The sequence below is a fragment of the Chryseobacterium sp. ERMR1:04 genome (assembly GCF_001297705.1).
Classification (GTDB): Bacteria; Bacteroidota; Bacteroidia; order Flavobacteriales; family Weeksellaceae; genus Chryseobacterium.
The window spans coordinates 1,103,575-1,115,377 of the sequence record NZ_LIRF01000008.1 but is presented as its reverse complement, the minus strand read 5'-3'; the positions used below and the strand labels follow the sequence as shown (position 1 = coordinate 1,115,377).

Below are 11,803 nucleotides of genomic sequence, written 5' to 3'. Positions count from 1 at the left end.
TGAATTATTTAACATAAACAAGAGCAAAATCGGGAAATTGTAAATTCCACCTTTTACCTCTTAACAAAAAGAAGCAACAATCTTATCAACAATCACCTGTGCTAGTTTTTCTTTACTTTGGTGCGTCCAGCCTGCGATATGAGGCGTAACGATTACTTTTTCAGAGCTTAAAAGATATTGTAAATCTTCATTTTCTGTTTCAATATTTTCGAAAGAAGACTTTTCATATTCCAAAACATCAAGACATGCTCCTTTTACCTTTCCAGATTTCAACGCTTCAACTAAAGCTCTCGTTTCTATGTTTTTTCCTCTCGCTGTATTTACGAAATAGAAATCATTTTTCATATCAGAAAGGAATGGTCCATCAACTAAATAATATGACAAGTCTGTCAAAGGAATATGTAAACTTAAAACCTCTGCTTTTTCTTTTAATTCTGCCAAAGAAACCTGTGTTGCAAATTGATCAGAAAGATCTGGCAGAATATCATGGAAGATCACTTTACAGCCAAAACCCGAAAGTCTTTTCGCCGTAGCTTTCCCCATGTTTCCGTAACCGATAAGTCCAACTGTTTTTCCTAATAATTCATCACCACGGTTTTCTTCACGCAACCAGATTCCGTTCTTCACTTCCTGAGAAGCAATGAAAAGTCGGTTCATTAAAATTAACAACATTCCGACAACATGTTCTGCCACAGAATCCCTGTTTCCTTCAGGAGAATTAATCAATTGAATTCCCAGTTTTTCAGCAACAGGAATATCAATATTCTCCATGCCCGCACCTACTCTTGCAATGAATTTCAGATTTTTGCCTTTCTCCAAAAAATTTTGGTCTAAAGGAATTCGGCTTCTGATAATGATTCCATCATAGTTTTCAATCTTAGCACAAACCTCATCGTAAGAAGACGTAAAATCTTCTTCCAGTATGAAATTTTTCGCTAAAAGCTGTTCAGTGATAAGAGGGTGGTTTTTATCTAAAAGTAGGATTTTCATATTGTAAATATTTTAACGTAACGTTTGAGAAGATTTATTAATTTTTTTTAGCTTTTATGTTTTTCACTATTTTTTCCCATAAAGTTTGTCATGCTGAAAGCATCTCAACAAAGTATTACAAAAAGATTCGAGCCTAGATCCTTTCAGGATGACAAACTTTGTGATTATTTATCCAATGTTTAAATAAACGACTGAAACCCTAGCCCCGATTGTAATGGAAATCCTTTTTTGCAAAAAAAGATTGCAATGGAAAGCGGGAAAAAGCTTCAAAAAAAATGCTTCAATATATCTGTTAACTAAAAAATGCTTTTAAGCTCGCAAAGACGTTACACTCAGCAAAGATTAAAAGCATTGATATCTTGTTTAAACTTAATTTATTATTTATCTGTTTCCGGCTCTTGTGGCTCTTGGAATAATTTCTTCAGCTCCACAGATTCCAATGGTTTCATTCTTCCTGAAAGAATTAATGACAATTCTTTTCTACGGAATGCCGCAGCAAATCTTTCTTTTTCGTCTTCGGTTTCAGGAACCATTTCAGGAATTGGAATTGGACGATTAAACTCATCCACCGCAACGAACGTGTAAATTCCAGCATTCGTATGCGTTTTCTTTTGACTGATAGGATCATCTAACCAAACATCAACATACACTTCCATAGAAGTAGAAAATGCTCTGGAAACCTTAGACTCTAAAATCACAATTCCACCTTCCGGAATCGGGTGATTAAAAGAAACGTGATTCACAGAAGCGGTAACCACTCTTCTTTCGCAATGTCTTGCTGCAGAAATAGACGCACAACGGTCCATCTTTGCCAGCAACTCACCTCCAAAAAGATTTCTTAGAGAATTGGTTTCGTTAGGGAGTACGATATTAGTCATGATGGTCAGAGATTCTGACGCTTTTTTTATTTTTGCCATGTAGCCTTAGTCTTGTTTGGGGTTGTTGGAATTTGAACCGCTTTTTCAGCAGGTTTTACGATTGAATCTTTTTTCAATGTTTTCAAAGAATCTGCCATTCTTATCTTGGCAGAGTCTACTTTTACCGTGTCTCTTACCAATACTGCTACTTTTGCATTAACCTTGAGCGAATCTTTTTCTTTCTTAAAAGATTCTTTCCCAAAAAGGAGCTCTTGGTTCGTAAAAGCGAGATAAACGATCCCTAAAACAGGAATAACGATTAAAAAGATCCAAAGGAGTGATTTGCTGAATTTATATTCTTTTCCGGATTTTTCAGAAACAACGGATTTATCTTTTGTTTTAATATCAGAAAATTTAATCTCTTCCAATCCATAAAAATCAGGATGTCCGGATTCTATTCTCTTTCCTTTAAAATGGGTATGACCCTCTTCAATAAAGATCGTTCCGAGATTCTGAATTTCTAAAGTCTGTTCTGCCTGAAGTTTTTTCTTCCAAAAATCGGTCTGAATTTTTAAATCACTTTTGGACGCAGCAAAAGACATTTGCTTTTGCTCTGCAATAAAAGCGATTAAATCATCAGATTGAATCTCAAAGTCAGGCATAAAAGCAATCTGACTTGCCGGAGGAAGGATACTTCCGTTTTCGGAGTTGATAATTGCTTTAGAATTCTCAAGAGAAAATACACCAAAGCTTGGAACTGTAACAGTACCAAATTGTTTCAGATATTCTAAAATGTAAGCTGAAATATTCATTTGATGGCAAATTTATAACTTTTCCATGACTTTTTAGATGATTTATTGACATAAAAAAGACTGCCGAAACAGTCTCTAAAATATAATATTACTTGTTTAAATGTCTTTATTGAGGTATTGAAAACAATTCTGAGTTATCTTTACCTATTTACTATTGAATTTTCCAGCTTATTCCGAACATAAAATTAGTTCCTGCCTGAGAAAAATAGAAAGGCTGTCCTTCAGAAACTGCTCCGTTATTCACATATTTTTTATTGAAAATATTATTTACCAATAACTTTAATGCAACGTCGTTATTTGCAATCTTGAATTGATACTGCGCATTAAAATCGGTCAGAAGATAATCTTTCAATTGTAAATTTTTATCTTCCACGTTATCTAAATATTGTTTTCCCACATATTGGTTCATCAATGCAAACTGGAAATTTTTATTTGGATTAAATTTCAATCCTACATTCGCGATCACATCCGGTGAAAAAGAAATCTGTGTATTTCCTAGATCTTTAATTCCATCTGCATTTTCTATTTTAAAATCAAGGTTTCTGTTCTGACTAAGACTTACATTCCCTGAAATCTCCCATTGTTTAGACAATTTAGCCAACGCTCCGATTTCAATTCCTCTTCTGTAACTTTCTCCGGAATTTGTTCTGATGAATGCCCCGACATTATTCAGTTCTCCATTTAAAACCAACTGATTAACATAGTACATGTAATATAAATTGGCCGTAACCGATAAAATTCCGAATTGCTTTTCTAAACCAGCCTCAAAATCATGAAGCTTTTCAGCTTTCACATTATTATCAGCGGTTAAATCATCTCTGTTCGGTTCACGTTGAGCGTGCGCATAAGATAAAAAGACCTTTCCGTTTCCTATTCTGTAATTCACCCCAGCTTTAGGGTTAAAGAACAACCAGTTTTTCGTCAGGTTGCCTCCTTCACCATCGCCATCCTGTATGATTTTTATATCATAATCTATATTTCTAAGCTGTAGATCTCCGAAGAATTCAAAATTATTTACTTTAAACAACGCCTTTGCAAAACCAGATACTTCACTTTTCACAGAACGGTTTCTGTAATACTCACTTTCGTTAATCTGAGGCAAAAACACACCCGTCACATTTCCAAAATGTCTTCCGTAATATTGATTGGCTACTGCTCCAAAATTAAGGTCAAGATTTTCAAACTTTCCATAAAGCGTTGAAACCATTCCGTAGAAATCATTATCCAGCCATTTTTTTCTGATGAAATCGGTACGTTGTAATGTTTGTCCGTTTTCTATTATATTGGGTAAGTTATACTTCGAAAATTTAGCATTCTGCTTATAGTTTTCATAATACCCTTTCCCTTTTGTGTAATGCAAAGTTGTTTCTAAATTCCAATGATCACTGAATTTCTGCTCCCAAAGTAACTGATAATGGTTTTGTCTGTAATTATCTGTTTCGTTATCGTAGAACCCTATAATATTTTTATCTGCATCAAGAATAGCTCCTGAAACATTAAATTTCGGGTCTGTTTCCCAAGTCTTTCGGTCTATTCCATTCCATGCCTGATACGTTTTTTCTTTCCCTCCAAAAGCCATCAAACGAATTCTCGTTTTACCTTCTTCGAAAAGTGCTGTAAAATTGTATGAATGAAGATCAGATGCAGCTCTGTCGATATATCCATCAGAATGAATATTGGTATATCTTCCCATCACAGAAAGTCTGTTTTTCCAGAATTTCCCTGAGCCGACCTCAGCAGAATATTTATAAGTATTGAATGATCCGTAACTGTCATCCGTTTTAAAATAAAGCTTGTCTTCAGGATCTTTTGAGATCACATTAATACTCGCTCCAAAAGCAGAAACCCCGTTATTGGAAGTCCCAACCCCTCTTTGAATAACAATTTGTGATGCCGAACTCGTTAAATCCGGAACATTAACGAAAAACGTTCCCTGACTTTCAGAATCATTGAACGGAACGCCGTTCATCATTACATTGATTCCTCTTCCGGCAACACCACGAATCCTAAAACCTGTATATCCTACTCCATTTCCGGCGTCGGAAGTCGAAATAATTGAGGTTTGATTTTTAAGCAACATCGGTAAATCCTGTCCAAGATTTCTACTGTCTAAATCTTTTTGAACATTAATAATTTCCTTAGCAACAGGAAGTCTTTTGGTAAAGTTGACGGCTTCAATTTCCTTTATTTTTAAGGAATCAGTGTTTTGTGCTTGTATAAAAGCAAAAGAGCCTACGGTAAGCCCTAAAAAAAATAATCCTTTCATTCTATAAATTTTTAAAATTTAATGAATAAAAGGGGCGGATTATGATGGATAATGAGTAATTGATAATAAGTAATAATTTGAAAAGTACTTATTTACTCATTTTTAATTTCCCTAAACAGCATTATCCGTTCTAGGTTCATTGGGTATAATCTCAGCTTGTTACAGCACCCCTTTATTTCAGCCGCGAAATTACAAAAAATGTACGAGATATCTGCTTTGAATTCAGGAAAGGAAATTCTGAAGTCTTAAAAAGACTCAAATCATTAATATTCTTTATTATTGGCATCAATGTAATAGTAATTAACTCCGTCTTTGGTAACATCAAACATTTTACCCAATTTCCAGCTGAAATTCCTTTTGATATTCGAATATTCGAAAGGAATAATTACTTTATTATTAACATCAATCACTCCAAATCTGTCATTCTGAGAAGCCACAATCATCGGATCTGCCACATCATCTCCTTCCATGATAAATAAATATTGGTATTGAGGGTAAATTTGATAATCACGATAATCTGCCGCATTTACAAATTTTGCTTTTTCAATGATGCCATAAAAGCCATTTAAAATATACGCCTGATATAATTGCTGCTTATAATCTCCAAATTTACATTGCCCTAAATCAGCATCTTTGAACTGATACACTCTTTTTCCTGCATGATCAACCCGGTAGGATATTAAATCTTTTTCAACAGTCGCGTAATCTTTTGTGCCAAATTTTCTGATTTTTTCGTTGGGAGAGTTTAAAAGATTACAATCTTCAGCAAAAAAAACGGCAATATGATATTCAGGCTGAATGATAATTTTCCCTTTTTGGTTAATATATCCGAATTTTCCGTCTTTCTTTTTTGGAATTAAAACAGGAATATCTTTATTAATGACCACCAGTTCAGGATTGGGTTTAGGCTCTTCAGCAGCCTTTTTAACAATATTCTTTGGTGCTTTTTTTACAGGAACTTTCTTCACCGTTTTTACCTGGGAAAAAATAAAAATAGAAATAAACACACTCAGAAAATTAATTACTTTTTTCATACTCATCATTTGCTTGCAAAAATACGGCTAAAAATAGAAAATATAAAATTCATATTTATAAAGAATCTAAATAATATCTTCCTGATAAAATATTAAAAATTCGTAATTTTGGGAACAATTTTTTAATTGTTTGATAATTTAAAAGCGTTTTTAAGATACAACACCTGATACAGATAGAATCAACAAAGTATACGAACGTTTCCGAAAGAGAGTTTTGCGACAAAAAAAGAGTACCCGTAAGCCAATTACAGTTTCAATAAAAGTCCATTCATACTCCCCTTTATAACAATATATTATCTCACATTTTAAAAAAAGGTGTAGATTATGCTGACTTTACTCGGGTCTATAATGTGTATCTAAATGCGAGCGCTCAAAATAGCATTGAATATTTATACAGACTTGTAGAGAAAAAGTAGCAATATCTACTTTTAATATTGAAAAGACTTCTATATGAATATTTATAAGGATTACATTAAAGAGATTGAAGAAAGAAAAGACCAAGGACTTCATCCAAAGCCAATTGATGGTGCTGAATTATTAAGCGAAATTATTTCGCAAATTAAAGATACAGCTAATGAATACAGGGCAGACTCTCTTAAATTTTTTATTTATAACACATTACCAGGAACGACAAGTGCGGCTGGTGTAAAAGCTCAATTTTTAAAAGAAATCATTCTAGGTGAATCTGTTGTAGAAGAAATTTCTCCAGCATATGCCTTTGAATTATTATCTCACATGAAGGGAGGACCTTCAATTAAGGTATTGCTAGATCTAGCTTTAGGTAATGATACTGCTATTGCCAAAGAAGCTGCAAATGTTCTTAAGACTCAAGTTTTCCTTTATGATGCGGATACTGACCGTTTGAAGGAAGCATTCAATAGCGGTAACGAAATCGCAAAAGAAATCATTGAAAGCTACGCAAAAGCCGAATTCTTCACAAAACTTCCAGAAGTTGCTGAAGAAGTAAAGGTGGTAACATTTATTGCTGGTGAAGGTGATATCTCTACAGATTTACTTTCTCCGGGAAATCAGGCTCACTCAAGATCAGATCGTGAATTGCATGGTAAATGTATGATCACTCCTCAAGCACAGGAAGAAATTAAAGCGTTACAGGCTCAACATCCTGATGCAAGTGTAATGCTTATTGCAGAAAAAGGAACAATGGGTGTTGGTTCATCTCGTATGTCGGGAGTAAACAACGTAGCTCTTTGGACTGGTAAACAAGCAAGCCCATACATTCCATTTGTAAACATCGCTCCGATTGTTGGAGGAACAAACGGCATTTCTCCGATTTTCCTTACAACGGTTGATGTAACAGGAGGTATCGGAATCGACCTTCAGAACTGGGTGAAAAAATTAGACGAAAACGGAAATCCTGTTCGTAACGAGAATGGTGACATCGTTTTAGAAGAAGCATATTCTGTAGCTACAGGAACAGTTCTTACAATCAATACTAAAGAAAAGAAATTATATAACGGGGATGTTGAATTGAAAGATATTTCAAAATCATTTACTCCTCAAAAATTAGAGTTCATCAAAGCGGGTGGTTCTTATGCCATCGTATTTGGTAAAAAACTACAAACATTTGCCGCAAAACTTTTAGGAATTGAAACGCCTCTTGTTTTTGCTCCTTCTAAAGAAATCTCTATCGAAGGGCAGGGTCTTACTGCAGTTGAAAAAATCTTTAACAGAAATGCCGTTGGTGTTACTGAAGGTAAATTATTGCACGCAGGTTCAGATGTTAGAGTTGAAGTAAACATTGTTGGTTCTCAGGATACAACAGGTTTGATGACTGCTCAGGAATTAGAATCTATGGCTGCAACTGTAATTTCTCCAATCGTTGACGGAGCTTATCAGTCAGGATGTCATACTGCTTCAGTTTGGGATAAAAAAGCTCAGGCTAACATTCCTAAATTAATGAAATTCATGAACGATTTCGGAGTAATCACTGCACGTGACCCGAAAGGTGAATACCACGCGATGACAGACGTTATTCACAAAGTTCTTAACGATATTACGATTGACGAATGGGCAATCATCATCGGAGGTGACTCTCACACAAGAATGTCTAAAGGGGTAGCTTTCGGAGCTGACTCTGGAACAGTAGCATTAGCTTTAGCAACAGGTGAAGCTTCAATGCCAATCCCTGAATCTGTGAAAGTGACTTTCAAAGGAGATATGAAGGAGCATATGGATTTCCGTGATGTAGTTCACGCAACTCAGGCTCAAATGTTGAAGCAATTTGATGGGGAGAACGTATTCCAAGGTAGAATTATCGAGGTTCACATCGGAACACTTCCTGCTGACCAAGCGTTTACATTTACAGACTGGACTGCAGAAATGAAAGCTAAAGCTTCAATCAATATCTCTGAAGACGATACTTTGATCGAATCATTGGAAATTGCTAAGAGCAGAATCCAGATCATGATCGACAAAGGAATGGACAATCACAACAAGGTTCTTCAAGGATTAATTAATAAAGCTAATAAAAGAATCGAGGAAATCAGATCAGGTGATAAACCTGCTTTAACTCCTGATGCTAACGCTAAATATTACGCTGAAGTAGTTGTTGATCTTGATATCATCGTTGAACCAATGATTGCTGACCCAGATGTAAACAATGATGATGTTTCTAAGAGATATACTCACGATACTATCAGAGATCTTACGTATTACGGAGGTGAGAAAAAAGTAGATCTTGGTTTCGTTGGATCTTGTATGGTTCACAAAGGAGATTTAAAAATCGTTTCTCAAATGCTTAGAAACCTTGAAAAGCAAAATGGTAAAGTAGAATTCCTAGCTCCATTGGTTGTGGCTGCGCCTACTTACAATATCATTGATGAATTAAAGGCTGAAGGTGACTGGGAATTTTTAGAAAAATATTCAGGTTTCGAATTTAACGACAACACTCCAAAAGGTGAAGCTCGTACACAATACCAAAACATGATGTACCTTGAGCGTCCTGGATGTAACCTTTGTATGGGTAACCAGGAAAAAGCTGAAAAAGGAGATACTGTTTTAGCTACTTCTACCCGTCTTTTCCAAGGAAGAGTTGTGGAAGATTCTGAACGTAAAAAAGGAGAATCTTTATTGGCTTCAACTCCGGTTGTTGTACTTTCTGCGATCATGGGAAGAATTCCTAATATCGATGAGTATAAAACAGCTGTTGAAGGTATTGACCTTACTAAATTCGCTCCACCTATTAAGGAGTTGGTTCAGGTTGGTCATTAATAAAGCTTACCGATAAGTCGAAAGACTGTTTTAACTTATATAAGAAAGATTTTAGTCCATTGGATTTAAAATCTTTCTTTTTTTATTTAGAACCTTTCCATTTAAGAGTCATGAGAATTATTTTAACCTATGTCAATGACTCAAAAATTATTTTTCCTTAACTTGATAGTTATAAATAATATTAATTATTCATCTTATTTATACTGCTTTATAGGTGGTAGGAACAGAATTTGATGAGTTATATTTAAGAAAATCTCCGCCTTTACTTTTAAATTAAAGTCCGGAAAAAAATTATTGAAAAAGAAAAATTAAAATAGATATGACTTTCGACATTGACATGATCAAAAAAGTATACGAGCGTTACCCAGAAAGAATTGCTGCGGCAAGACAAATCGTGGGAAAACCTCTTACACTTTCAGAAAAAATCCTTTACACCCACTTGTGGGAAGGAAATGCTACATCAGCACATGAAAGAGGAAACTCTTACGTAGATTTTGCACCAGACAGAGTTGCCATGCAAGATGCAACGGCACAGATGGCGCTTTTACAATTTATGCAGGCTGGAAAGGCTAAAGTAGCTGTTCCTTCAACTGCTCACGCCGATCACCTGATTCAGGCAAGAGTAGGTGCACAGGCAGATTTACAAGAAGGTCTTAATAAGAATTCAGAAGTTTTCAATTTCTTGGGTTCTGTTTGTGATAAATATGGAATTGGTTTCTGGAAGCCAGGAGCCGGAATCATTCACCAAGTTGTCTTGGAAAATTATGCATTCCCAGGAGGTATGATGATTGGAACTGACTCTCACACGGTAAATGCGGGAGGATTAGGAATGGTTGCAATCGGAGTTGGTGGTGCTGATGCGGTAGACGTAATGGCAGGAATGGCTTGGGAGCTTAAAATGCCTAAACTTATCGGGGTAAAATTAACCGGTAAAATGTCTGGCTGGACTTCTGCAAAAGATGTTATCCTAAAAGTTGCAGGAATCCTTACCGTAAAAGGAGGAACAGGATGTATCGTAGAATATTTCGGAGAAGGTGCTCAATCTTTATCTGCAACAGGAAAAGGTACCATCTGTAACATGGGTGCTGAAATTGGAGCTACCACTTCAACTTTCGGGTACGATGATTCTATGAGAAGATATTTGGCTTCTACAGGAAGACAAGATGTTGTGGATGCTGCTGACGTCATTGCTGACCACTTAACGGGTGATGCTGAAGTGTACGCTAACCCAGAACAATATTTCGATCAAGTTATTGAAATTAACCTTTCTGAATTAACGCCTCACCTAAACGGACCTTTTACTCCAGATTTGGCAACGCCAGTTTCTGAATTTAAAGCTAAAGCTGAAGCGAACGGATGGCCTCTGGAAGTAGAATGGGCATTAATTGGTTCTTGTACAAACTCTTCTTATGAAGATTTATCGAGAGCAGCTTCTATTGTTGAAGATGCAGTAGCAAAAGGAGTAAAACCTAAAGCTATTTTAGGAATTAACCCAGGATCTGAGCAAGTGAAATTCACGGCAGAAAGAGACGGTTTCTTAGATTCTTTCAGAAAATTTGAAAACGCAAGAATATTTACTAACGCTTGCGGACCTTGTATCGGACAATGGGACAGAGAAGGTTCTGAAAAAGGAGAGAAAAACTCAATCATTCACTCTTTCAACAGAAACTTTGCGAAAAGAGCAGATGGTAACCCAAATACGCACGCATTCGTAGCTTCTCCTGAAATGGTAGCGGCTATTGCTATCTCAGGAAGATTAGATTTCAACCCTATCACTGATACTTTAACTGCTGAAAACGGGGAGCAAATCAAACTAGATGAGCCAAAAGGTTTTGAATTACCTGAAAAAGGCTTCGCTGTAGATGATAACGGATACCAAGCGCCATCTGCGGACGGATCTGGTGTTCAGGTAAACGTAAGCCCAACTTCAGACAGACTTCAGTTGTTAGAAGAATTCCCTGCTTGGGACGGAAAAAACATTGTAGGTGCCAGAGTTTTAATCAAAGCTTTCGGAAAATGTACTACTGACCACATTTCTATGGCTGGACCATGGTTGAAATACAGAGGCCATTTAGATAATATCTCAAACAATATGTTGATTGGAGCTGTAAACGCTTACAACATGGAAACAAACAGTGTGAAAAACCTATTAACAGGTGAACACGGCGAAGTTCCTGCTGTACAGAGAGCTTACAAAGCTGCAGGAATTCCTACGATTGTTGTGGGAGATCAAAACTACGGTGAAGGTTCTTCAAGAGAACACGCTGCTATGGAGCCAAGACATCTTGGTGTAAAAGCGGTATTGGTAAAATCATTTGCAAGAATCCATGAAACGAACCTTAAAAAACAAGGGATGTTGGGATTAACTTTCGCTAATGAGGCTGATTATGATAAAATCCAGGAAGATGACACGGTGAACTTCTTAGATTTAGATCAATTCGCTCCAGGAAAACAACTTTCTTTAGAATTTGTACATGCTGATGGAACTAAAGACATCATTATGGCGAATCATACGTATAACGATCAACAGATTGATTGGTTTAAGGCAGGTTCTGCGCTGAACTTAATCAAAAGACAAGAACATTAATTGTTAGATTAATATATCCTAAAAAG

Annotated in this window: 7 protein-coding genes; 2 read left to right on the top strand and 5 right to left on the bottom strand. The window is 35.9% G+C overall.

The window, feature by feature from the left end:
- Positions 1-60: 60 nt before the first annotated feature.
- The 5 genes from AMQ68_RS22310 to AMQ68_RS22290 all read right to left on the bottom strand — a co-directional run bounded on the left by AMQ68_RS22310 (position 61) and on the right by AMQ68_RS22290 (position 5,959).
- Positions 61-990: a 2-hydroxyacid dehydrogenase gene (locus tag AMQ68_RS22310; RefSeq protein WP_054512769.1), complete on the bottom strand. Its 930-nt coding sequence runs from the start codon at positions 988-990 to the stop codon at positions 61-63.
- 377 nt (positions 991-1,367) lie between these two features.
- Entirely contained in the window at positions 1,368-1,907 is a 540-nt protein-coding gene (locus tag AMQ68_RS22305) for an acyl-CoA thioesterase (protein ID WP_054512768.1), read from the bottom strand.
- Positions 1,895-2,659, bottom strand: coding sequence for a hypothetical protein (locus AMQ68_RS22300; protein WP_054512767.1), 765 nt, complete (start codon positions 2,657-2,659; stop codon positions 1,895-1,897). The genes AMQ68_RS22305 and AMQ68_RS22300 overlap by 13 nt, the downstream gene beginning before the upstream one ends.
- A 151-nt stretch (positions 2,660-2,810) precedes the next feature.
- Complete coding sequence (locus tag AMQ68_RS22295; protein ID WP_054512766.1) at positions 2,811-4,925, bottom strand: TonB-dependent receptor; 2,115 nt, start codon at positions 4,923-4,925, stop codon at positions 2,811-2,813.
- Between the two features lie 263 nt (positions 4,926-5,188).
- A complete protein-coding gene (locus AMQ68_RS22290) occupies positions 5,189-5,959 on the bottom strand; it encodes a WG repeat-containing protein (RefSeq protein ID WP_054512765.1) in 771 nt (256 codons plus the stop codon).
- A gap of 450 nt (positions 5,960-6,409) precedes the next feature.
- Here AMQ68_RS22290 and AMQ68_RS22285 point away from each other — a divergent pair, with 450 nt between their 5' ends.
- Positions 6,410-9,190 carry a bifunctional aconitate hydratase 2/2-methylisocitrate dehydratase gene (locus AMQ68_RS22285; protein ID WP_054512764.1) on the top strand — a complete coding sequence of 927 codons (2,781 nt, stop codon included), beginning with the start codon at positions 6,410-6,412 and terminating at the stop codon, positions 9,188-9,190.
- Positions 9,191-9,509: 319 nt separating this feature from the next.
- The gene (locus AMQ68_RS22280; protein ID WP_054512763.1) at positions 9,510-11,777 is read left to right on the top strand and encodes an aconitate hydratase; all 2,268 of its coding nucleotides are present in this window, start codon (positions 9,510-9,512) and stop codon (positions 11,775-11,777) included.
- The last annotated feature ends 26 nt before the right edge of the window (positions 11,778-11,803 follow it).